Source organism: Sedimentibacter sp. (assembly GCF_038562225.1).
GTDB lineage: Bacteria > Bacillota > Clostridia > Tissierellales > Sedimentibacteraceae > Sedimentibacter.
Genome location: NZ_JBCFAS010000006.1, coordinates 86,615 through 109,058, shown reverse-complemented (window position 1 = coordinate 109,058; position 22,444 = coordinate 86,615). Strand labels below are relative to the sequence as shown.

20 protein-coding genes and 1 pseudogene are annotated in these 22,444 nt (G+C 37.7%); 5 read left to right on the top strand and 16 right to left on the bottom strand.

The features are described 5' to 3' along the window. Positions 1-12: 12 nt before the first annotated feature. The 8 genes and pseudogenes from AAGU76_RS18180 to AAGU76_RS18145 form a co-directional block, all read right to left on the bottom strand. The gene (locus AAGU76_RS18180) at positions 13-1,080 is read right to left on the bottom strand and encodes a Xaa-Pro peptidase family protein (protein WP_342486938.1); all 1,068 of its coding nucleotides are present in this window, start codon (positions 1,078-1,080) and stop codon (positions 13-15) included. 146 nt (positions 1,081-1,226) lie between these two features. Continuing rightward, on the bottom strand, positions 1,227-2,654 hold the full coding sequence (locus tag AAGU76_RS18175; RefSeq protein ID WP_342486937.1) for a sigma 54-interacting transcriptional regulator: 1,428 nt from the start codon (positions 2,652-2,654) through the stop codon (positions 1,227-1,229). A 29-nt stretch (positions 2,655-2,683) separates the two neighbouring features. Continuing rightward, complete coding sequence (locus tag AAGU76_RS18170; RefSeq protein WP_342486936.1) at positions 2,684-3,421, bottom strand: peptidase E; 738 nt, start codon at positions 3,419-3,421, stop codon at positions 2,684-2,686. Positions 3,422-3,684: 263 nt separating this feature from the next. After that, positions 3,685-4,020: pseudogene (locus AAGU76_RS18165) on the bottom strand (VOC family protein). 198 nt (positions 4,021-4,218) lie between these two features. Then, entirely contained in the window at positions 4,219-4,815 is a 597-nt protein-coding gene (gene recR / locus AAGU76_RS18160) for a recombination mediator RecR (RefSeq protein ID WP_342486935.1), read from the bottom strand. Continuing rightward, positions 4,815-5,165, bottom strand: coding sequence for a YbaB/EbfC family nucleoid-associated protein (locus AAGU76_RS18155; protein ID WP_342486934.1), 351 nt, complete (start codon positions 5,163-5,165; stop codon positions 4,815-4,817). Before AAGU76_RS18155 ends, recR begins: the two co-directional genes overlap by 1 nt. A gap of 1 nt (position 5,166) precedes the next feature. Next, positions 5,167-6,876, bottom strand: coding sequence for a DNA polymerase III subunit gamma/tau (gene dnaX / locus AAGU76_RS18150; RefSeq protein ID WP_342486933.1), 1,710 nt, complete (start codon positions 6,874-6,876; stop codon positions 5,167-5,169). Positions 6,877-6,974: 98 nt separating this feature from the next. After that, positions 6,975-8,303: an MFS transporter gene (locus tag AAGU76_RS18145; RefSeq protein ID WP_342486932.1), complete on the bottom strand. Its 1,329-nt coding sequence runs from the start codon at positions 8,301-8,303 to the stop codon at positions 6,975-6,977. 226 nt (positions 8,304-8,529) lie between these two features. Here AAGU76_RS18145 and AAGU76_RS18140 point away from each other — a divergent pair, with 226 nt between their 5' ends. Next, positions 8,530-9,279, top strand: coding sequence for a selenophosphate synthase (locus tag AAGU76_RS18140; RefSeq protein WP_342486931.1), 750 nt, complete (start codon positions 8,530-8,532; stop codon positions 9,277-9,279). Between the two features lie 122 nt (positions 9,280-9,401). On the opposite strand, the gene rpmE is transcribed toward AAGU76_RS18140, so the two are convergent. Further along, entirely contained in the window at positions 9,402-9,608 is a 207-nt protein-coding gene (gene rpmE / locus AAGU76_RS18135) for a 50S ribosomal protein L31 (protein WP_342486930.1), read from the bottom strand. A 121-nt stretch (positions 9,609-9,729) separates the two neighbouring features. After that, positions 9,730-11,214 carry a transcription termination factor Rho gene (gene rho, locus AAGU76_RS18130; RefSeq protein WP_342486929.1) on the bottom strand — a complete coding sequence of 495 codons (1,485 nt, stop codon included), beginning with the start codon at positions 11,212-11,214 and terminating at the stop codon, positions 9,730-9,732. 295 nt (positions 11,215-11,509) lie between these two features. Here rho and AAGU76_RS18125 point away from each other — a divergent pair, with 295 nt between their 5' ends. Genes AAGU76_RS18125 through AAGU76_RS18115 form a run of 3 tightly spaced genes read left to right on the top strand, consistent with a single transcriptional unit; the run spans position 11,510 to position 14,639 of the window. After that, positions 11,510-11,761, top strand: coding sequence for an NAD(P)H-dependent oxidoreductase subunit E (locus AAGU76_RS18125; protein ID WP_342486928.1), 252 nt, complete (start codon positions 11,510-11,512; stop codon positions 11,759-11,761). Further along, positions 11,758-13,473 carry a [Fe-Fe] hydrogenase large subunit C-terminal domain-containing protein gene (locus tag AAGU76_RS18120; RefSeq protein WP_342486927.1) on the top strand — a complete coding sequence of 572 codons (1,716 nt, stop codon included), beginning with the start codon at positions 11,758-11,760 and terminating at the stop codon, positions 13,471-13,473. Before AAGU76_RS18125 ends, AAGU76_RS18120 begins: the two co-directional genes overlap by 4 nt. Beyond that, on the top strand, positions 13,470-14,639 hold the full coding sequence (locus AAGU76_RS18115) for a SpoIIE family protein phosphatase (protein WP_342486926.1): 1,170 nt from the start codon (positions 13,470-13,472) through the stop codon (positions 14,637-14,639). Before AAGU76_RS18120 ends, AAGU76_RS18115 begins: the two co-directional genes overlap by 4 nt. A gap of 111 nt (positions 14,640-14,750) precedes the next feature. Here AAGU76_RS18115 and AAGU76_RS18110 read toward each other — a convergent pair whose 3' ends face one another. The 5 genes from AAGU76_RS18110 to AAGU76_RS18090 form a co-directional block, all read right to left on the bottom strand. Next, positions 14,751-16,286, bottom strand: a complete 1,536-nt coding sequence (locus tag AAGU76_RS18110; RefSeq protein ID WP_342486925.1) for a tripartite tricarboxylate transporter permease — start codon at positions 16,284-16,286, stop codon at positions 14,751-14,753. A 23-nt stretch (positions 16,287-16,309) separates the two neighbouring features. Further along, complete coding sequence (locus AAGU76_RS18105) at positions 16,310-16,756, bottom strand: tripartite tricarboxylate transporter TctB family protein (RefSeq protein ID WP_342486924.1); 447 nt, start codon at positions 16,754-16,756, stop codon at positions 16,310-16,312. Between the two features lie 73 nt (positions 16,757-16,829). Continuing rightward, positions 16,830-17,861 (bottom strand): tripartite tricarboxylate transporter substrate binding protein, encoded by a 1,032-nt coding sequence (locus AAGU76_RS18100; protein ID WP_342486923.1) that lies wholly within the window; start codon positions 17,859-17,861, stop codon positions 16,830-16,832. A gap of 118 nt (positions 17,862-17,979) precedes the next feature. Then, a complete protein-coding gene (locus AAGU76_RS18095) occupies positions 17,980-18,657 on the bottom strand; it encodes an RraA family protein (RefSeq protein ID WP_342486922.1) in 678 nt (225 codons plus the stop codon). Further along, entirely contained in the window at positions 18,654-19,682 is a 1,029-nt protein-coding gene (locus tag AAGU76_RS18090; protein WP_342486921.1) for a C-terminal binding protein, read from the bottom strand. Before AAGU76_RS18090 ends, AAGU76_RS18095 begins: the two co-directional genes overlap by 4 nt. A 586-nt stretch (positions 19,683-20,268) precedes the next feature. On the opposite strand from AAGU76_RS18090, the gene AAGU76_RS18085 reads away from it, so the two are divergent. Next, positions 20,269-21,192: a LysR family transcriptional regulator gene (locus AAGU76_RS18085; RefSeq protein WP_342486920.1), complete on the top strand. Its 924-nt coding sequence runs from the start codon at positions 20,269-20,271 to the stop codon at positions 21,190-21,192. Positions 21,193-21,339: 147 nt separating this feature from the next. Here the strand turns inward: AAGU76_RS18085 and glpX are convergent, their stop codons facing one another. After that, entirely contained in the window at positions 21,340-22,317 is a 978-nt protein-coding gene (gene glpX / locus AAGU76_RS18080) for a class II fructose-bisphosphatase (protein WP_342486919.1), read from the bottom strand. Positions 22,318-22,444 lie beyond the last annotated feature (127 nt).

Genomic DNA, 22,444 nt, shown 5'->3' with positions numbered 1-22,444 from the left:
TATTATATTAAATCATATGTTTATCAGATTCCTTACTGAATTAGTCAATATTTCTATTTCATTTTCTTTTACTAAAACTACATCCTCTAGTCTTGCGCCACCGAATCCAGGGATTGAAATACTTATTCCAATGCTGTAAACTTCATTTGGCATAATAGTTCTATTAACTTTAGGCCTAATGACATACCCTTCTATTGTTTGCAACCCTCTTCCGTGTCCAATAGCTTTAAGGAAATAATCTTTATACTCAGTATGGTTAATCTCATTTTCAAAGATACTATAAAGCTTCTCATACTCCATGTATGGTTTAATGGAATTCAATACCTTTATATACACATCGTAGAGGCAGCTGTATATATTTTCGTATTCGCTCTTTACAGCGCCTACAGAAACCATTCTCGCTACTGCAGATGTGTAACCTTCGTATATTACTCCGAAGTTCAGTAAGATGAAATTACCCCTTTTGACTATGACGTGTTTTTCTGGTAATGAGTAAGGCATGGATGTTTTTTCTTCAACTCCGATAATCGGCTGAAAAGCGTATCCATCTCCTTCTTCCCTTTTTATTAAGTAATTCATCTCAATTTCTATGTCCTTTTCACTCATGCCTTCCGTAATGATTTTAAGCAAACCATGAAAAGTCTTGTCGGCAATTTCGCATGCCTTTTTGATTTTCACTATTTCCTCTTGAGATTTTATGGCACGGCTTTCTTTAAAAGGCTCCTCAAGGTTTATAATTTCAAAGTTCCCTGACATGTTTTTCAGCTGAGAATAAAATACATATTTAATATCACATATGTCAACCCCAAGCTTTTTAACATCATTTAACTGGAGCAAATTTTCCAGTGTCTGCTCAAAGTTAGCATTTTCGTCAATTACTGACAATATAAATTCTGAACATTGAGCCCTGGCTTGTTCCATATACCTAATGTCAGTAATAATATACAAATTATTTTTTGTGATTAAGACCCAAGCCTCTTCCCCTGTGAAATTGCTTACATATGTTATATCATGTTTATTTGTGATAAGGATCGCATCCACATCATTGTCAGTAATTATTTTAAATATTTTGCTTTTCATTTTTTCTCCTTTTTGATTTACACGCAAAATTCATGCCAAACTGTCTAAATGCCAAAATTGTTGATATAGCACATGTTTAGGAATTTATCGACGTTATTGTTTAAGTGATTATGCTTATAATAATAAAAAATCACCATTTTCGGTGATTAGAAAATCGGTTTTATATTGTATTTTATAATTTTATTCTTTAATGTTTGCCTTGGCAAACCAAGTTTTCTGGCGGCTGAAGCTACATTTCCGCATGTTTCATTCAAGACGTTCCTAATCAAATTTGTTTCGACAGATTCAACCACCTCTACAAGTGTTTTATTGTCATAATCCCAAAACATATTAAGGTCATCCTCTTTCTCAATTTTTTCAGAATGATCGTCACTGTTCATTTTTATTCCTTCGATAGCAATATGATTATAAATGTCTTCAATTTTCAATGTATTGCTTTCGGCAAAATTCATAATTCTCTCAATATTGTTTTTAAGTTCCCTTACATTTCCTTCCCAATTTTTATTTTTAAGTATATTCATTGCTTCCTTGTCTACACTCAATATATTTTTATTAAATTTTTTATTGTAAATTCTTATAAAATAGTTCGTCAAAAGCTCAATATCGCTTATTCTCTCCTTCAAACTTGGTATTTTAATATTAATGACATTTAGTCTGTAATATAAATCCCTTCTGAATTTTCCTTTTTTAACAACAGAAAATGGCTCCTCATTAAATGAAGCTATCACTCGTACATTTGCCTTCTTAATCTTTTTATCGCCGATTCTCATAAATGTCTTTTCTTGAAGAACCCGCAAAAGCTTTGCCTGTACATGAAACGCCATGGAATTTATCTCATCAAGATAAATTGTTCCTCCTTCAGCTATTTCGAAAAGACCCGGCTTGTCCTTCGCCCCGGTAAAACTGCCTTCTGTTGTTCCAAACAACAGGCTTTCCAGCAGAGTTTCAGGAATTGCCGCACAGTTTTGAGCAACAAACATATTGTTTCTGCGCTCCTTGGAAGCATTATGAATGCCTTGGGCAAACAACTCCTTTCCTGTTCCTGTTTCACCATAAATCAAGACAGGAGAATCACTTTCAGAGGCCCTTAATGCAAGACTTATTAAGTGTTTCATATGATTGTCATTCGTAATTATGCTTTCAAGCGAATATGTGGTTCCATTCTTAATGTTGATTCTACTATCGATTTCGCTTTCTGCATAGGCATGCATGTGAGTTCTTTTTATTTCATTTGATAATCTGCTCTTTTCATCTATCATATACAGGGTTTCAATAATACCCAGCACATTGTTTCTATCATCTGTATAGGGATAAACTGAACTCACATAAAAACTGTTGCCTATTCGCATTATTCTCTCCAGAGATACTCCCTGATGCATAACCTTGTTGTATTCATCAATGTCATACTGATCAAATAGACTGGAAATATTATCCTTGACTCTTACATCATTGCATATTTCATTAGCGTTATCGCTGAAATATAAAAGATTAAAATCCTTGTCAAAAAGCAAAATAATTAATTTCTGAGTTTCCAATACATTTTTAAGTATATTTTCAAAATTTATCTTCTCCACTCCATCACCTATTCTATTATAATTGGATGTTATCTATTAAGTAATTCTTCTACTGATTTATATTCGGCTGTATTTATTAATTCTTCTTTAACAACTCTGCCATTCAAATGATATAATATGTATGCCTTTGATTTTAAATCAGATTTATGAATTTTATAGAAGTTATTTTTAAATTCAATTGCACTATTATTATCTAAAGCAAGGCCTATTTCATCATACTCTAATATTTTTTGATTAAAATCATCTTCCCTGGTATCTTCATTGTAATGCGGACAAATCATAGCATCTATAAAATTAATTCCCTCTACTCTAATGTAATCCCACTTATCTTTCGTATAAAAGCTTTGAGAATCACTATGTCCGCTTTTGAACCAGCAAATGGCCCCGGCACTTAATCCACTTAATATTTTACCGTTTTTATATGCTTCCTTTAGTGATTTATCTACTCCGTAAGTTTCCCAAACATGTAACATCATGCTGGTATTTCCGCCGCCAACATAGATAATATCAGTACTCATGATTTGCTTTCTTGCTTGTTCATTGCTTGTTTTACCTTCTAATAACAAAAGAACATCCGTACTGCATCCAAGTTTTTCACCATAAACATAATTAAACGAATCTATACATGCTTGCGGTTCACTGCTTGCAGTTGGTATGAAAAGTGCCTTGGGTTTCGTCTTGTTCGCTGATTCAACTATCTTCTTATCAATATCCAGCGTTTCCAAGTTACCTATTTCTCCTCCGCCAATTGCGAAAATAGTCCCCATTCTATTGCCTCCTCTTTGTCATATTATAAATGCATATGATAAATACTCGCTTCACATTATTCCAAGTTCCTGACTATCTAAAGCGAAAAAGCTTTTTTCTTAATGTAAGTGCTGCATATCATTATGTAATTTATTATATATCACACCGCTGCTATTTTCCATATATTCTCCAATATTGTATTACTAATTGAATTTTAAATAAAAAAGCATGAACTAAACTTCAAAGAAGATTATCGATCATGCTATGTATAATTCAGCTATAATTATTTGCAGGAGACAGGTGCTGCTATTTCAATATGATTGCCTTCACTATCCTCAAATTCCGCAACCCAATTTAACCCTATTTGTTTCAACGGAAATACTACCTTTAATTTTATCAATTTACTTTTTAAAAATTTAAGTTATCAACTTCTAAACTCGGCAAACAATTATTCCCCAAAATATGCTGTTCATTGATAAGCAAATAATCCCAACCGAAAACCATTAATATTGAACACACTATATATATCATCACGAATGGTTAACAAATCCTCATAAAACGCTATTGCTCTGCTCATGTCAGCAACACAAAAATATAAGGACCTAATGTTCCAATCCATTTATAATCCTCCTTAAATCTATTTAATGCTTTAACAAACTTTTAATAAAATTAACTATATCATTTACACATTTTTCTCAAGATAAATTAAAACATGGTTTATTCAAGCTTTAAACCATGTTTCAAACATAATTTCACGTATTTTTTTAAAGAGTATACATAATAAAACAATCTTTATTAATTCAAAATTATTGTCATACTACATCTCTCTTCTGCCTTCCATGGCCCTCATCAATGTAACCTCATCGGCGTATTCTATGTCACCGCCTATGGGGATGCCGTGGGCTATACGGGTTGCCTTGATGCCCATGGGCTTTATTAAGCGCGATATGTAGACAGCCGTTGCTTCGCCTTCTATTGTCGGGTTAGTGGCAAGGATCACTTCTGTCACCTCAGAGTTTAACCTACTCACCAGATTTTTGATGTTTATATCCTCTGGCCCTATGCCGTCAAGAGGTGAAATTGTTCCGTGCAGCACGTGATAGACGCCCTTGTATTCCTTGGTGCGTTCCATGGCTGCTATGTCTCTCACATCCTCCACAACACAGATCACCGAATGGTCTCTCTTGAAGTTAGCGCATATGCCGCATACATCGCCTTCAGTCAGGTTGCCGCATGTCTTGCAGTGTTTGGTAAGCTTCTTGGCGTTGACAATAGCCTTAGCAAGCTCCACCACATCGTTACCCTTCATGTCCAGAATGTGAAAGGCTAATCTCTGCGCTGATTTTCTTCCTATTCCGGGAAGCTTGGCAAGCTCTTCAATGAGCTTGGTTATTGGCGGTGTGTACTGCTCCATTATAATAACCCTGGAATGCTTACTCCGCCTGTTACTTTTTTCATTTCAGTTTCCATCATTTCATCCGCTTTTCTAAACGCTTCGTTGATAGCAGCAACTATCATGTCCTCAAGCATTTCAACGTCGTCCTTGTCTACGACTTCCGGATTTATTTTAACTTCCAGCAGGTTCTTCTTTCCTGTGACCTTCACAGATACGGCTCCTCCGCCTGCTGTTGCCTCAACTTCTCTTTGTTCAAGCTCTTTTTGCATGTCTTCCATCTGCTTCTGCATTTTCTGAACCTGTTTCATCATGTTGTTCATATTTCCGCCGCCGGGCATACCCATAGGCATTCTTCTACCTTTACTCATTTTAATCCTCCTGCTTAAATTCTACTATTTCTTCACCAAATTCATTTTTCAGATCTTCATATATATCTTCAATTGTCTGTTTTGGCTTGTTAGATTTTTCTTCTTTTCCTTTTGATGTGGTGAATTCCACTTCACATTCTGTATTAAGAAATGAACTTAATACTTCCTTAAATTTTTGCCTGTTCTTAGGCTGGTTCGCAGCATTTATGTGAAACGTAAACTTAGGGTCAAATTCAAACACAGCTTTTTTGTTTATGACCTCCGCAAGCTTGGATTCGCGGATGATAGCCTGCAATCCTGCGTTTTCGGTTCTTATTTTCCTGAGGATCGTCTGCCATCCGCTGTTGATGGCATTGAACATTGCCTCATCGCTCTTATCCTCGAAGGACATTTTTTCCTTTGGACCTTCAGTTGCTTCGTGGCTATTTTCCTGTCTTGGAGCATGCCCTGCAGGTGCTGCTATCTTTGTTTCCCTCACCGGAGCGTCATGACGGACTTCATGCTGTGCTGATTCCTGTCTGCGCTGGTTAGGCCTTGCTGACACGGCAGCCGATATATTGCCGTTTCTTATGGCATCTTCAAGCTCCTCGATTCTCCTTGTGAGAGACTCCACATCCGTATGTTTTGTTCCGTGAAGCATTTTTATAAGTTTTGTTTCCAAGAGAACCCGTTGATTGAGAGATCTCTTGCACTCCAGCTGTGCAGTCGAAAGGTCTTCGATGTAGTTTACAATTTCATCCACTGAAATTTTAGCACTCAGATTTCTGAGCTCCTCCGTCTCATCTTCGGAAACCCTGAGGAGATTATCAGTTGAATTTGTGGTTTTGATAATGAGCATGTTTCTGAAACATATTATCAGCTCATCCAAGAAATAACTCAGCTCTTTACCGCTGTTAAGTATGTCATCCACCAGAACCATTGTCTTTTCTATGTTTTTGTCCATAAGAAGACTTGCTGCTTCCAGCACGACCTGGTAATTGACTGTTCCCAACAGATTTATTACAGTCTCGTAATCAACCTTGTCATTGTTAAAGGAAACGCATCTGTCCAGTATGCTCAGGGCGTCCCTCATGGCACCTTCGGAATTGGCGGCTATGAGTTTTAGGGCTCTTTCCTCGTATTCCACGTTGATATCCTGGCATATCTTTTCCATGTTCTCGACAATTACCGGTGATTGTATCCTTTTCATGTCAAATCTCTGGCACCTTGACAGGATTGTAGCCGGTATTTTTTGAGGCTCGGTTGTTGCAAGTATAAACAGAAGATGCTCCGGCGGTTCTTCCAGGGTTTTTAACAGTGCATTGAACGCTCCCTTGGAAAGCATGTGAACCTCGTCTATTATGTATACCTTGTACTTGCTTTTGACAGGCAGAAACTTCACCTTGTCTCTTAATTCCCTTATGTCCTCAACTCCGTTGTTGGAGGCTGCATCCATCTCTATAACATCCATATTGGTTTCATCCAATATGCTTTTGCATATTTCACACTGGTTGCACGGATTGCCGTCATGGCTGTTTGTACAGTTTACTGCACGTGCGAATATTTTTGCGGTTGATGTCTTACCGGTTCCCCTGATTCCCGAGAACAGGTATGCATGTGCTATGTTATCCGACAATATTTGATTCTTCAAAGTCTTAGTTACATGTTCCTGTCCCAGCACATCATCAAATATCTTAGGACGGAATTTTCTGTATATTGCTTGATGCGACAACTTAACCACCTGACCTCATATGGTAATTTTTAATAATTATAGCATAAAAAAAATCTATGCACAACATTGTAATTCTTGCTTTTAAACAGTGACTGTATTTATTGCTGCAAGGACAAAATTTCTTCAGCTGCTGTTATATTTTCTCCGTTTGTTTCTTTTACAAACAAAGTTCCTGCAAATGTAACTGCACTTAACACTGTTAGAACAATGAAAGCCCTTGAATACAGCTCTCCTCCAGCTAATGAAGGATTCATGTCAATTATCTTTCCTACTATTACCGGACCCACTGCGCTTCCGATAAATTCCATGAGTCCCACAAATGACACAGACAACCCGGCATAAGTCAGGTCATTGGATTCCTTGGCAACTGTGTATGACAGCAGACATGAGGACAAGGTCAGTCCTGTCAGCATGTAAAGCAGCTTAAGTTTTTCATAGGCTGGTTCTCCCTTGCTTATTACAACTATGTAAATCCACACTGCTGTCATGGCACCGTTAAGAATCAACATGAATATCTTTCTTTTTCTGAAGCGGTCAGAAACCAGCCCAAGTATTGTCGAACCTATGGCCAGAGCCAGCGTCATTATCGTTGTGTACCTTGAAGCATCAACCATGGAAACTCCGTAAGTATCACGGATGTACACGCTTCCAAACGAACCTGACAATATGGATAGTATTGCACCCAGCGAAAACACCACTGCAAATGTCGGCCAGTTATACCGGTTAAGAAGTATCTTAGCCACAGCGCTTCGAATTTTTATTTTTTCTTTAGTCAGATTGGTGGTTATAATCTTTCCTTCTATTGATTCGATTGAAGGAAGTCCCATGTCTTCCGGAGAGTTTCTTATTATTACAAATGTAAGTATGCCCATAAAAACAGACATTGCTCCGAAAACGAAATAAATATTTCTCCAGGAAAACATGTCTGCCAACAGCCTCAATGGTGTCTGAGCCAAGACGCTTCCTAGGTTCCCTAAGAGAAAAGTCAGTCCTGTCATGGTTGCAAATTCTCTTGACAAAAACCATTTTGTCTGAATCTTCATGAGCGAAATATAGGTTACAGATATTCCTATGCCGATTACAAATCTGCTGATATTTGCAATGACTGCGCTTTGAGCAGCTGCAAACAAAAATGAACCTGATGCAGTAACAATGCATCCTGATGTGACGGTCATTCTGGCTCCTAAAGTGTCTGCCAGCAGTCCTGATGGAATCTGCATAATGAGGTACGAGTAAAAAACCATGCTGCTCAGGTTTCCAAAGGCCGCAGTCGACAGATTAAATGAACCAATAAGTTCATCCTGCATTACACCTGTTGAAAACTTGTGAAAATTAGCCAGAAAGTATACCGTTGAAAGCAGAATATAAATTACCCAACGATATTTCATAACTTTCTTTTTTTCTGCTTCAAAATTCTTGCCTTTCATAGTCCACCCATATAAATATTAAGATTTGCTGCACAACTTTAATTATATCATAGTTTGCATTTACCTACAATTTTTATAATTTCGCAAAGGATGATGAAATTTTTAATATTCCACTTCAAGTTCAGTTCAAGAATCTGTTAAGTTTTCTTAACATTTTTATTGCTGCTGCAAGTGAATTTTTTCTCAATATATGGTAGAATAGTTATTATTATTCTAGGAGACCAACGTGGATATAAAACAAGTGCGAGACATAACAGTAATTGATTTTGATGATAAAAGATATCTTGGAATTTCATGTGATTCATGCGGAGGAATAGGAACCAAGGAGCACGATGTGGTGAAGGCATCCCTGCATCTGGTGGCTTACCAGACAGGAAAGGTTGCATTGGCAGAACTCCTGAGCCTTGGATTTTCTCCATTCCTTCTGGCTGACGGCCTGGCCGTTGAGATGGATGATACCGGAAACCAGCTCATTGCAGGGTTCAGAGATGTCATATCAAGGCTTAAGACGGCGAAGGTTCACCTTACTGGAAGCACAGAGGAAAACATCCCTACGGTTCAGACTTCCATGGGAATTACCTGCATAGGCATATGCGAAAAAGATAAGCTTAAGTACAAAAAGACCAGAGCCGGCCACGTATGCATGCTGCTGGGGCTTCCGCTGGTTGGAAACGATGTGGTCAACAACCCTGATAAGATTCTTGACATCGAGGATTTCGAAATACTTTACCTTTCAAACCTTATAAAGGAAATGCTTCCTGTAGGCTCCAGAGGAACAGAAGCTGAACTTAAGGACCTGTGCAAATACAACAACCTAGGATTCGCTTACAACGAAAACCTGTCAGTTGACCTGACCCATTCGGGAGGACCTTCCTGCTGCTGTCTGGCAGTGTTGGAAGAGGAAAAAATTGATGAAGTTAAAAAGCTGGTCAAAAAGCCTTCAGAAGTGCTGGGGCATTTTGTCGATAAGCAGTAACGCAATGCATTTCTTGTGAGCGCATCATCTGCCATATACAGATGATGCGGCATTTCCAAAAAAACTAAAAGGCAAATCCTTTAGCAACTATATGCAAAAGATTTGCCCAAAAGCCTATGTTCTTATTTGTTATCCAAGTTGTATTTCTTCTTGAATCTGTCAACTCTTCCGCCTTTATCAACAAACTTCTGTTTGCCAGTAAAGAATGGATGACATTCTGAACAAATTTCTACTTTGATTTCGTCTAATACTGAACCGGTTTCAAATGTATTTCCACATGCGCAGTGTACAGTAACAGTCTTATAATCTGGGTGTATTCCTTGTTTCATCCCGTTCACCTCTTTCTCGCTCTATATTAAATATATAATATTATCAATTTACCTTGAGTATTATATCACACGGTTTATCATAATACAATCTTTTTTGTATCGGAAAATTATTACTTTTTGTTTAATAATTTCTGTCCGCAAGATCATCCTTCGTCTTTTCAATGTTCATAAGCTGTGCAGATGCAGTTTTAATAAACTCTGCGTTTGTCTTGGATTTCCAAAGGCCATCAATTAACCTTTCAGTAACATCCGCAACAGAGAAATTGCTCAGCGCCTTTCTCAGCTGCCATATGGTCTGAAGCTCCTCTGTATTTAGAAGAAGCTCTTCTCTTCTTGTTCCGGACTTGTTGATGTCTATTGCAGGGAATATTCTCTTTTCTGAAAGCTTCCTGTCCAGGTGAACCTCCATGTTGCCTGTTCCCTTGAACTCCTCGAATATCATGTCGTCCATGCGACTTCCGGTTTCAATGAGGGCGCTGGCAAGTATCGTTAGACTGCCGCCGTTTTCAATGTTTCTTGCAGCTCCGAAAAATCTCTTAGGTCCGTACAAGGCACCAGGATCAAGTCCTCCGGACAGCGTCCTTCCGGTGGGAGTTATGGTCAGATTGTATGCTCTTGCAAGCCTTGTGATGCTGTCCAAAAGAATCACCACATCCTTGCCGTGTTCCACCAGCCTCTTTGCTCTTTCAAGAACCATCTCTGCAACCTTTATATGGTTTTTAGGAAGCTCGTCGAATGTTGAGTACACAACGTCACCCTTGACAGACCTTTTCATGTCTGTAACCTCTTCAGGGCGCTCATCTATAAGAAGCATGATTATTTCTATGTCAGGATGGTTTGCAGCTATGCTGTTTGCTATGTCCTTGAGTATTGTTGTCTTTCCTGCCTTTGGAGGCGCTACAATTATTCCTCTTTGCCCCTTTCCTATGGGCGCTATTAAATCTATAAGACGCATTGCTATTTCTTTATGAGATTTTTCAAGCTTGATTCTATCATTTGGATAAATAGGGATGAGATTGTCGAAGTCTTTTCTGTTTCTTGCCAGTTCGGGATTTTCGTCATTGACTTGTTTGACATACAATAGGGCTTTGAATTTTTCTCCTTGCTTCGGAGGCCTTGTTATTCCGGTTATCTTGTCTCCCGTCTTCATATGAAATCTTCTGATTTGCGAAGGGGATATGTACACGTCTTCATCGCTGGTGAGATAATTGTTGGTTCTTAAAAAGCCGTAACCATCGGGATGAGTTTCAAGTATTCCTTCTACCTTAACTGCTTCTTCCCCGCTGGATTCAATTTCCTCCACCACTTTGTCAGGCATGGCATTTTCCTTTTTCATTTCCATGTCTGCTTCGTTCTCAAACTCTTCTAGGCCTTTAGCCTTTTCGACCAGCCTGCTGCTTGATCTTCCTTCAATGTATTCATTTTCTATATCTGCATCGGCAAATGCTTTGGCATTGTCCTCTGATTTGTTTAAATTATCATAATAATCACTCAATCTGGATATGAGTTCTTCCTTTTTATATTTGTACGCATCGTGCATACCCAAAGATCTGGCAAGCTCCTTAAGTTCAGTGAGCTTCAGATTAATTAACTGGTTTTTCTCCATCAAAAACCTCCATCTTATTTAGTTGTTATCAATATCAAAGGAAAATTAAGGTAAGTGTTCGGTAAGTGGTACAATAATATCATTTAATCTGTTAATAGTCAAGGGTTTTTGTTGGTATTGCCTTATTTCAGTGATAATAGAACGACAAGATGACAAAAATTAGGGAACAAAATTGAATTAATTATAGATTTTAGATTTCCAATAATTTTTGTTATTTTTTTAACCATTTTGTATTGACTTTAAGGTTCTAAATTATATAATGTATATGATATTACTAAAAATTTAAGAGGTAAATATGACTGAATTAAAAATATGTGTGGGAAGCGCGTGTCATCTTAAGGGTTCCACTGAGGTCATCGAAATATTTAAAAACTGCGTAAATAATCGACAACTTTCGGACAAGGTTGAAATCAAGGGTGCCTTTTGCCTGGGCCATTGTACCGAAGCTGTTTCTGTTTGCCTTAATGATAAAATTTATTCCGTGAACAAGGAAAGTGCCGAGAAGTTTTTTGACGAGTTTGTAATGGAATGTGTGAGGGAATTATGAGAATACTTGATTTTTATCCAACCAACTGCAAGAATTGTTACAAATGCGTAAGAAATTGTTCTGTAAAAGCTATCAAGATGATTGACGACCAGGCTCAGATCGTTGAGGAAAAATGCATTGCATGCGGAAACTGCTTCCTTGTATGCCCTCAGAATGCCCGAAACATCCACAGCGACATAGACAATGTGACTGAAGCCATGAATCAGGGAAGAAAAATCATCGTGACCATAGCTCCTTCGTACCTTGGTGTTTATGAAGAACCATACAAGATAATTTCTGTGCTGAGGCACCTAGGCGCTTCGCTGGTGGAAGAAACCGCCATAGGAGCAGTAAAGGTAACTGAACTTTACCAGGACTACATCAGCAGCACCACAGTGGACAACCTCATAACAACCTGCTGTCCATCTGTTAACATGATGGTTCAGACATACTACCCGGAACTCATAAAATACCTTATGCCCATAGATTCTCCCATGATTGCCCACTGTAAGATGATAAGGAAACGACACGGCAAGGATGCGTTCATCGTCTTTTTAGGACCTTGCATATCAAAGAAGTGTGAAGCATACGGCTATCAGCTCTCAGGAGTCGTTGACGGAGTTATTTCCTTTGAGGAATTGGACAAGATGCTTGAAACCAGAAACATCGATGTATCCCAATTTGAAGAGAGCCTTCCGGACCTTCAGGGAGATTACACAGGCAAGAAATATCCTCTGGAAAACGGAATTCTGTCCGGAATGAAGGAGACAATTTCCGCAAATAAATTCACGCCGCTTTCAGTTTCAGGAATAGACAATCTGAGGGGTGCCTTTGAAGCAATGGAAAAAGGGGAGCTGAAAAACGTAATAGTCGAAGCAAACAGCTGCCAGGGCGGATGTTTGGGCGGACCTGCCGTTCCGAAGAAAAGCAGGAACCTTTTCGTGCGCAAAACCAAGACGCGCACCGAAATACGCCCGTCCAGAAACATTAGGTACAAAAATTATACCGAAGATGAAAAGAGCCTGGATTATTCTAGATTCTTCCGCAACAAGCAGTACATCCATCCGACCTACTCCGAAGAAGAAATACTTGGTGTGCTTGAAAAGACCGGCAAGCACACAAAGTCCGACGAACTCAACTGCGGGGCATGCGGCTACGACACTTGCAGGGACAAAGCTGTTTCAGTGCTGGAAGGTCTTTCTCATCCGCAGATGTGCATGCCGTACATGAGAAGCGAGGCTGAGAAGATTTCCAACATCTACTTCCAGTATTCCCCCAGCATCATAGTCATTGTGGATACGGACCTGAACATTCTTGACCTGAACCCTGTGGGTGAAAAGGCATTCAATACAAACGTAAGCTCCCTGAGGAACAAAAAGCTTTCATCCATAATGCCTGACGACGGCTTCAGGGAAGTTCTCAAAACCGAGGAAAACACCGTGGGAAGAAAGGTAAACCTGGACAAGTATGGCATAATTGCATCTGAACGGGTAATTTATCTGCCCAAAAACAAAATTCTGTTTGGAATACTCAATGACATAACGGCAGATGAAATGAAAAAGGAACAGATAATTAATTTCAAGCTGAACACTCTGGAAACCGCCGACAAAGTAATCGAAAAGCAGATGAGGGTTGCACAGGAAATTGCAGGACTCCTGGGAGAAACAACAGCCGAGACAAAGGCGGCTCTTCTTAAGCTGAAAAAAGTTGTTTTAGAGGAAAGCGAAAAATGATGGATAACTTCATTGATATAAATTACAAAAGCATAAACAAACACAACGAGGAGCTCTGCGGAGACAAGGTGGAATACTCCTATGACGACGAGGGCTGTATAATAGTAATGTCCGACGGCCTTGGAAGCGGAGTGAAGGCAAACATACTGGCAACAATGACGACCAAGATAGCAGTCACCATGCTTAAAAACGGAGCTTCCATAGAGGACACCATTGAGACAGTAATAAACACTCTTCCAGAGTGCAAGGTCAGAAAGCTTGCCTATTCTACCTTTACAATCATAAGGATAGACAGGGACAACAACGCGTACATTGCCGAATACGACAATCCTCCTTATTTTTACTACTCCAACAAGCGAATGATTTCAGTAGATAAGAAGGAGCGCATTATAGGGTCCAAGAAAATATACGAATCAAACATTCATCTGCAGCTGGGAGATACAATCTGCGTGGTAAGCGACGGTGCTATACACGCCGGCATAGGACAGATGCTCAACCTGGGATGGTCCTGGGATGAGGTGAACGGCTATCTGAAGGAGCTCAACAATGTAAACCGCTCCTCCCAGCTGGTGAACGGAAACTTCATAGGCGTTTGCAACAATCTCTACAACAACACGCCCGGCGACGACACCACTATTTTGACGGTCAAGGTGAGAAAACCTGAAGTAATAGACATGTTTGTTGGTCCACCGGCAGACAAGTCCCTGGATCCATACCTATCCAACATAATGAAAAGCAGCAAAAACATTAAAATTATCTGCGGAGGAACCACTGCTCTCATTGCAGAAAGGGAGCTTGAAAAGGAAATGATTGTAGACCTTGAATCCATGAAGGACGACGTGCCGCCCATTGCTTTTATGGATGACTTCGACCTGGTCACGGAAGGTGTCCTTACCCTGGGAAAGACGCTGGAGAACATCAAGAAGCTTAACAATTCAAGCTATGAGAATTCCATGGAATGCAGCGATTACGACGGCTGTTCCATCCTGACAAAGCTTCTGACGGACGTGGGAACACACATCAACTTTTATGTGGGACGGGCAGTGAATCCGGCACATCAGAACCCAAACTTTCCACTGGGTTACAACATAAAACAAAACATAGTGGACAACCTGATTGAAGAGCTAAGGAAGGCAGGAAAAAAGGTAAATATAATGTATCTGTAAACATTATTTATAATTTCATAAAAACTTTACTCACATTCAACAATAATAATATACTTCACCTTACACAATGCCATTTATAAAGTTAAGCCAGTTGAAATAACTGGCTTTTATTTAATCAATATCTTTTGAATCAATTGATGCTTCATCTTTTATGTTTAGCTTGTTATTTACCTTTTTGATAATCATCGGTGCAAATAACGCAACTATTACCATTATAAACAGAACAACTGAAATCGGTCTGGAGAAGAAATAATTTACTAAATTTCCTTTAGAAAGAACTAAGGCTCTCCTAAAATTAGCTTCCAACATCGGAGCTAAAATAATGCCAAGAATGGTAGGTGCCGTACCAAAACCTGATTTTCTCATAAAATATGCTATTACCCCAAAAGCTATCATTATATAGACATCAAATAAACTATTTTGTATGGCAAAAGCTCCAACAGTTGACAACGCAACAATTATTGGTGCTAAGATAGTCATTGGAACTTTTGATATTTTCACTGCTTGCTTTGAAATCAAGTACCCAATGAAACCCATAATGATATTTGCCAACAGGAATCCAAACATAACAGAGTAAGTTATACCTGCATACTCCTCAAACAAATCATGCCCCGGTGCAAGGCCCTGAATCATTAAACCTCCAAGCAGAATCGCAGCAACCGAACTTCCGGGAATACCTAATGTCAACAGTGGTATTAGTGCTCCTCCTGTTACTGCATTATTGGCACTTTCAGATGCTGATATCCCTACCAATGAGCCATTGCCGAATTCCTTTGGATTTTTCGATGTTCTTTTAGCTTCATTGTAAGCTAACCATGCACCAATGTCTGCCCCTGCTCCAGGCAATATTCCTACAAGAACCCCTAAAATAGAAGATTTCAATATAGTTGGAAGCAATGATTTAAATTCTTTAAAAGTAGGTAAAAATCTTCCCTTAAGCAGATTTTCATCACCGCTTACAATATTTGATTTTCCTTTGATTATATCTTCAGTAATTATCATAACCTGTGAAATCGAAAACATACCTATCATTGCAGGAACCATTGATATTCCGCTCTCCAACGGCAATAACCCGAATGTAAATCTAGGAATTCCACTCATTTGATCCAATCCAACTGTTCCAATAAATAGCCCAAGCACTCCTCCCATTAAACCTTTAGCCATTGAATCTCCAGCTAAACTCCCTATTATTGTTAATCCAAACAATGCAAGAAAAAAGTATTCTAATGAGCTAAACTTAAGGGATATTTGTGCTAACGGCGGTGACAAAAAAATTAAAGCTATTGCTGAAATACATCCTCCTATGACGGATGATATGGTAGCAACTCCAATAGCCTTAAACCCTTCTCCTTTTTTTGCCAATTCATAACCATCAATAGCTGTTGCAGCCGATGATGGAGTTCCAGGGGTATGAAGCAAAATAGCTGTAATAGAACCTCCGTAAATTGCTGCCGTATAAACGCCTGTAAGCATAACAAGACCAGCAATGGGGTTCATTCCAAAAGTGACAGGTATAAGCAAAGCAACTGCCATACTTGCACTTAAGCCAGGAAGCGCTCCCATTATTATAGCCACTGTAACTCCCAGAACTAAGGCAAATAATACTTCAAATGAAAATATATTACTAAGTATTACTCCTATTTCCATATAATTAACCTCTCATCCTTTTACTAAATTAATGGTACATTCAACATTTTTACGAATCCTACATATATAATGATGTTATAAATAATTGTAGTAAGTAAAATAGTTTTCCATGATTTAAGTTTGTAGAATTTCATTAAGACTATCATAAATATTGCAGTCGCAATGAAATAATTTGAAATTTTCAGAATTATTACATAAATAACCGAAATTAAAAACACTGTTAAAGGAGTTTTTATTGTTTTCCAAGTTATTGTATTCACTTCTTTATTGTTTTCGCTCATCATTATTCTTGTCTTTTTCACTGCTTTAATGAATACCGCTGTGTTTAGAACTGCAAATAAAACTATAAGCATTTTGGGAAAAATTGAAGAATCCTTTGGCAGCTTTGCTGCTACCGTATACATAAAAATTAATGCAGAATATATAACAATACTAATATACACATCCTGATGGATATTCTTATTTTTCATTTATTCTCCTTCCGCTAATTAAACATTACTCACAGAACATACAAAGGTTGTTCTGTGAGTAAATTTCTATTGCTTACTTTATGTTGTATATTTTTTTAGATATATCTATATTTGATTTTAAGAAGTCGTAATATTCCTGTCCCTCTAAATAATTGGTTTGTGCACCAAGCTCATTTAATTTATTTATAACTTCAGGATCATTTATAGCGCTTCTTATAGCATCCATCAATTTTGTTTTTATTTCCGGATCCACTCCTTTAGGTAACGCATACCCTCTGGCAGAGAACATATATGCATCACCAAATCCCAATTCAGATACGGTAGGAACATCAGGCAACAATTCTGATTTCTCAGGAGCAAATATAGTTATGATTTTATAATCTCCATTTTTGTATGCTGGTAAAACGTCAGCTATATTAGCTACTAAAATATCCGTGTTTCCGGAAATGAACATGGTTTCATTGTCTTTGGCTCCAGCAGTCTGAACTACCTGAAAATCTGTATCGTAATTCATGTTAAAGTATTCCACAACTGTCGCATCATCTGACATAATTCCAGTTGATGAAGAAGCCGACAGTAATGTGTTGGTTTTAGCATATTCAATAAGCGAAGCCAGATCAGTGTATCTGGTCTCATCCTTTCTGATGGCAATTACATTATAATCCGTTACTTGATTTGCCAAAAGATCAAAATCATCAATTGTATAGTTTCTTGGATTTACAGGATCATATGCTCCAAGTGTTATATTTGGTGTATTAATCAATGCAAAAGTATATCCGTCAGGTTTTACAGTTTTAACCAATTCTTCCCAGGCCACCCATCCGCCCGCACCGGTCTTATTTACAACTACTACTGGTTGTCCAATGTATTTTTCCATTGCACTTGCTAGGATTCTAACCATTACGTCAGAAGATCCGCCTGCTGAAAAACCCACATAAACAGTTATAGGTTTGTTTGGATAACCATCGGTAGCTTTTGGCTCTTCTGTCTGAGTTTTTTCAGTTTCCGCTTTAGTTTCAGGAGCTTCTGATTTTTGAGAACAAGCCGTTGAAACCGTAAGTACCATTGTTAATACTAGTATTAAAGACAATAATTTTCTTTTCATAATTAGCCTCTCTTATTTTAATATATTAGTATTGATAGAAGTACAGAAATAATTATACAGGTTTTATAGAAATTTTCAAATATTCTAATGCCATGAACTTTATCAAAAGCATTATCTTTTATCCAATTTCACAATTTATTTCTTCTAACTTCTGATCAACCCAAGGTCTCGGATAAATTCCTTTGGTAACTATGCCTTCCATAATCTTTGCTTCTTTTTCCTGCACAGCAATTACATCCTTTGCTAACTCTTCTGCATCTTCCGGTTTTATAAATATTATGCCATCCCTGTCTCCTACTACAATATCTCCGGGATGTACCACCTGCCCGCCAAAACATACAATTGTATTTATTTCCCCAGGACCATTTTTATATGGACCATTTGGAGAAGTTCCTTTGGCAAAGACAGGAATATCCATGTTGCTAATTGCGCTGGCATCTCTTATGCATCCGTCTACAAGGATTCCTGCAGCCCCTTTTGACCTCATATATGTTATCATAAGTTCACCAAGAATCGCTCTTTCAGTTTCTCCTCCTGCGGCAATTACAACCACATCACCCGGCTTAATCATATCCATTGCCTTATGAACCATTAAATTATCACCAGCAGGCACCTTTATTGTAAAGGCTGTGCCCAAGACGTCACTCCCATTATACGGATTAATATCATACATAACAGCAGCTGTTCGGTTCATACAATCATCAATGTTAGCAACTTGTTTATCTCTGAATAACTCAACCAATTCCTTTGCTGGCCTTTTAAAATCACTGACAACTCTACATCCAATATTTTTCATTTTAATCCTCCTTCAATAAAATTAAATTTACTTTTGCCGATAACATCCTTATTTGCTACAAAATAGATGGGTACCTCGTTGTCGATCAGAGCTTTTTTAACTAATTCATTAGCAAAGCTTATTTGATTGCTTTCAGATTTAACACCGTAAAAAGCGCTGTGGCAAGTCAAAACTACATTATCCATGTTCCTCAGTTTGCTTTCATTCTTTAAAGGTTCGGTTTCAAAAACATCCAGTCCTGCAAATCTTATCAAACTGTTTTCCAATGCATATACTAAATCATCTTCTTTTATTAATTCTCCCCTTGCTATATTAATAATCATGGAAGTATCCTTCATTTTCTTAAAAGTATCAATGTTGAAGATTCCCCTAGTTTCTTCAGTCAAAGGCACATTAAGTGAGATTATATCACTTTTCTCTAACATTTCATCGAATGTCACAAGTTCAATATCATACTCATTTAAGACAGAACTGTTTACGTAAGGGTCACAAACAATAAATTTTGAACCAAATCCACCATGTACTATTTTGTACAGTTCTTTAGCTGATCCACCAAACCCATATAACCCAACCGTCAGATCACTTAAATCCTCTGGTTTGAAATATTTGGCTTTTGGCCAACTATATTTCCTTATTTCTCGGTCATAGTAAGCAGTATTTCTTAGCAGCGCCAGTATTAAAGAAGTTGCATGAACTGCTAATTCCTTAATGCAGAAACCGGGCATATTCAAAACGGTTACCCCATTTCTTGTTGCAGCTTTCAAATCTATCGAATTTACTCCGATTCCGAACCTTTGCACTAACTTCAAATTCGGCAGACTATTGATTACGTTTTCAGTGATAGCAGGGTTTCCGGTACATAATAATGCATCTGCATCAACGCACGTTTCAATTAATTCCTTTTCACTTTTGAAATGATGCAAACTGAGGTAAATACCATTTTTTTCATATTCGCTTTTTAATAATTCTTGTTTTTGTAATGAAACACTTCCATAGTCTCTATCGACTAATATAGCATTAAACATTTGGATATTCCTTCCTCTTACATATTTTCTTATACATAACCTAATTACATCTTTTATTAAATTTATAAATAATTCATAGAAAATTAAATAAAATACTTTTGCTAAATTATGTTATACTTATTGTAAACATATATTTATTTAAAGTCCAATTGCTATAAATAATAATGATTATTCCATATTGGCTATAGCCCTCGTACTTCTTTCTACTGTATAACATAATATCCTCTTCACCAGAATTGTCTGTTTCCATATTTGTATTAAAATTTACAGTCATTGGGATTATATATCACCTGTCGATTTAGAAAAATTGTATGAAAAAGCACACAAAGATGGATTGCAGCTGACAGGGTTAATGTGAGAGGGTTATTTTCTCATTTTAGCTTGTACTAAATCTTGACATAGGACCACTGATTCTATTATATTTAATTTGCTATTATAATTATTTTACAAGTTTAAACATTTTAAAATGATATATAATTATGTTACAATTAATTGCAAACGTTTTATTATTGAAAATCTAATTACTTCTTATTATAAAACTATTCCTATTTAGCTATACTTATTGCAAAGAAAAGAGGAAAAATCAATGATTGATAATTACAATTACTTTTTAGAAATAGAAAAGCAACGGAATATAACTAAGGCTTCTGCAGTATTGTTTGTTACTCAACCTTCCTTGAGCAAGTATTTAAATAAACTCGAGAAGGAATTAGGTGTTACCTTATTTGATCGAAGTGTATCGCCTTTAAAGCTTACTAGAGCAGGTGCTTTATATTTAGATTACGTAAACAAGCATATACAACTTGATAGTTACTTTAAATCGGAATTAGAAAAATTCAAAGATCCCTACCAGAAAATCAATATAGGAATCGCTACTTGGAGAGGAGCAACCGTAATTCCTCATATTTATGGATACTTTATTAATAAGTACCCAAGTTATTCAATTGAATTCAAAGAGGGCCCAGGTTCATACACGCAACAATTGCTTGAAAACAACAAAGTGGATTTTTGCTTAATGAATGTGGCTAATGACACTATTAATATTAATTTAAGCTATGTAACGTTGGATAATGAAGAATTGCGTATTGCTATAAGTAAGAATCATCCATATGTGAAACAATTATTGGAAAATGACAGTAATGAAACTGAAATAGATTTAAAAAAACTGGAAAACGAAACATTCATCATGCTTCAAGATAATCAAAACCTTGCGAAAAAATCATATGAATTATTGGATTATCTTAATGTAAAACCTAAGAAGATAATAAAAACAAACAATTTAAATACAGCGCTAAATATTGCAGCTACTACTCAAGGGGTGACATTTTATCCTTATTCGAAAATTATTAAACACAATATAAATAATGACACTGCTAGCTTTATAATAAAAGGGAATGAAGCAATTATACCATTCGCTCTTATATATAACAAGGACATTGAATTTAGCGATGCTTGCAAAAAGTTGATTAATTTCATTTTTTCAATATACAAAGTTGATATGTTATTTTAACTAAGTACTTCATCAATAAAAAAGCTCAATAGATTTACTAATAAGCTTACATCATCATTAAAAAAGCAGCAAGGACCTCATTAATCATGAGACCCTTGCTTTGCAACATTTTTCACACTCATTGTTTATAAAAGAGGTTTAGTTTTATTATTTCACATAGGCATAGGTTGGTTTTTTGTCAAGCACGTGAATGGTATCGATGAAGCGGATTGTTCCTGACTTGGATCGGGTGACCATGGAGTAGGTTCTTGCCCTGTTGTTGGCCATATATCTTACTCCCTTCAACAGTTCACCGTCCGAAACTCCCGTAGCTGCAAAAATAATGTCGTCCCCCTTTGCCAGGTCTTCCATTGTAAGAACTCTGTCCCAGTTCTCTCCTGCCATCTCCCTGCATCTTCTTTTTTCTTCTTCGTTATCAGGAACCAGTATTCCCTGGAATTCTCCGCCCAGACATTTAATGGCAGCAGCTGAAATAACTCCTTCTGGGGCTCCGCCCTTTCCAATCATCATGTCCACACCCGATTCCTCGAAGCATGTTGCTATGGCAGCAGCCACATCCCCATCTCCGAACAGCTTTATTCTTGCCCCAACAGCTCTTGCTCTTTCTATAAAATCCGCATGTCTTTCCCTGTCCTGCATTATTACGGTTACTTCAGTGATGTCCTTGTTCAGGGCCTTGGCTACATTGTACAGGTTTTGCTCTATGGGTGCCGTGATGTCAATATGTCCGGCTGCCTCAGGTCCTACCGCAATCTTATGCATATACATATCGGGAGCATGGAGCAAACATCCCTTCGGTGCCACGGCAACGACAGCCAATGCTCCGGGCAGCCCTTTTGCAACCAGCTTCGTGCCGTCAAGAGGATCCACCGCTATGTCTATTTCCGGGGAACCTTCCTCCCATGTACCGATCTTTTCGCCGATGTAAAGCATCGGAGCTTCGTCCAGCTCTCCTTCGCCTATTACGACAGTGCCTGAAATATCAAGCACCTGAAACATGCTTCTCATTCCGTCAACGGCTGCCTGATCGGCAATGTCCTTGTTTCCTCTTCCCATATACTTGCCGCAGCCAAGTGCGGCAGCTTCTGTAACCCTTACTATGTTAAGCGCTAGTTCTCTGTCCATACAATCTCCTTATAATTATCTTTAGTGTAGCACATTTTTAAATATCACGGCTAACGTGACACGTTATATTTTGATTTATTACGTTCATACTAATAATACTATATTTTTTGCTGCATTTGTATAATTT

What these genes read in the sequence shown, in the direction of transcription:
- AAGU76_RS18145 (WP_342486932.1), bottom strand. Translation starts at nt 8,303, where the DNA reads ATGAAAGGCAAGAATTTTGAAGCAGAAAAAAAGAAAGTTATGAAATAT.
- AAGU76_RS18170 (WP_342486936.1), bottom strand. Translation starts at nt 3,421, where the DNA reads ATGGGGACTATTTTCGCAATTGGCGGAGGAGAAATAGGTAACTTGGAA.
- AAGU76_RS18110 (WP_342486925.1), bottom strand. Translation starts at nt 16,286, where the DNA reads ATGGAAATAGGAGTAATACTTAGTAATATATTTTCATTTGAAGTATTA.
- rho (WP_342486929.1), bottom strand. Translation starts at nt 11,214, where the DNA reads ATGGAGAAAAACCAGTTAATTAATCTGAAGCTCACTGAACTTAAGGAG.
- glpX (WP_342486919.1), bottom strand. Translation starts at nt 22,317, where the DNA reads ATGGACAGAGAACTAGCGCTTAACATAGTAAGGGTTACAGAAGCTGCC.
- AAGU76_RS18085 (WP_342486920.1), top strand. Translation starts at nt 20,269, where the DNA reads ATGATTGATAATTACAATTACTTTTTAGAAATAGAAAAGCAACGGAAT.
- AAGU76_RS18100 (WP_342486923.1), bottom strand. Translation starts at nt 17,861, where the DNA reads ATGAAAAGAAAATTATTGTCTTTAATACTAGTATTAACAATGGTACTT.
- rpmE (WP_342486930.1), bottom strand. Translation starts at nt 9,608, where the DNA reads ATGAAACAAGGAATACACCCAGATTATAAGACTGTTACTGTACACTGC.
- AAGU76_RS18120 (WP_342486927.1), top strand. Translation starts at nt 11,758, where the DNA reads ATGAGAATACTTGATTTTTATCCAACCAACTGCAAGAATTGTTACAAA.
- AAGU76_RS18155 (WP_342486934.1), bottom strand. Translation starts at nt 5,165, where the DNA reads ATGAGTAAAGGTAGAAGAATGCCTATGGGTATGCCCGGCGGCGGAAAT.
- AAGU76_RS18105 (WP_342486924.1), bottom strand. Translation starts at nt 16,756, where the DNA reads ATGAAAAATAAGAATATCCATCAGGATGTGTATATTAGTATTGTTATA.
- AAGU76_RS18095 (WP_342486922.1), bottom strand. Translation starts at nt 18,657, where the DNA reads ATGAAAAATATTGGATGTAGAGTTGTCAGTGATTTTAAAAGGCCAGCA.
- AAGU76_RS18180 (WP_342486938.1), bottom strand. Translation starts at nt 1,080, where the DNA reads ATGAAAAGCAAAATATTTAAAATAATTACTGACAATGATGTGGATGCG.
- AAGU76_RS18125 (WP_342486928.1), top strand. Translation starts at nt 11,510, where the DNA reads ATGACTGAATTAAAAATATGTGTGGGAAGCGCGTGTCATCTTAAGGGT.
- AAGU76_RS18115 (WP_342486926.1), top strand. Translation starts at nt 13,470, where the DNA reads ATGATGGATAACTTCATTGATATAAATTACAAAAGCATAAACAAACAC.
- AAGU76_RS18090 (WP_342486921.1), bottom strand. Translation starts at nt 19,682, where the DNA reads ATGTTTAATGCTATATTAGTCGATAGAGACTATGGAAGTGTTTCATTA.
- recR (WP_342486935.1), bottom strand. Translation starts at nt 4,815, where the DNA reads ATGGAGCAGTACACACCGCCAATAACCAAGCTCATTGAAGAGCTTGCC.